Source organism: Acidovorax sp. KPB24-07 (assembly GCF_057543315.1).
In genome coordinates, this window is the sequence record NZ_BAAJYS010000954.1 from 1 (window position 1) to 563 (window position 563).

Annotated in this window: 1 pseudogene; it reads right to left on the reverse strand. The window is 75.0% G+C overall.

What is annotated here, in order from left to right:
- Positions 1–563, reverse strand: a pseudogene (locus tag AC27IQ_RS26865) (extracellular catalytic domain type 1 short-chain-length polyhydroxyalkanoate depolymerase); the annotation flags it as partial.

The following is a 563-nucleotide window of genomic DNA, read 5'->3' on the forward strand; positions in this document are numbered from 1 at the left end:
CGGGCGTGCCCTTGGCGCCGCTCTTCATGGCCGACAGCGCGCCCATCACGTTGTGCGCGGCGCCGGCCTGCAGGCCCGAATGCACGCCCACGGCCGCGAACACGTCGGGGTATTCGCGCGCCAGCAGCGCGGCCATCGCACCGCCGGCGGACAGGCCCGCCACATACACGCGGCGGGCATCCACGGGGTGGCGCGCCATCACGTCGCGCACCATGGCGACCAGCGTGGCGGGCTCGCCGTGGCCGCGCTGCTGGTCCTGCGGACGGAACCAGTTCCAGCAGCCGTGGGCGTTGGCGCCCTGGGCCTGCGCGGGGTACAGCACGAGCGCGTTCGCGGGCGCGGCGGCCTCGTTCATGCCGGTGCCGAGGGCGAAGTCCTGCGGGTTCTGCGTGCAGCCGTGCAGCATGAGCACCAGCGGCATCGGCGTGCCCGCGGCCGCGCCGGGGGGGCACGCTGAGGTAGTAGTGGTCCTGCGGCGCGCCGGCCGGGCCGGCGAAGGCCACCCGCGTGAAACTGCCAGGGGATTCGGCTCTCGCGTTGCGAGGCGATGGGCGATGGCCGGT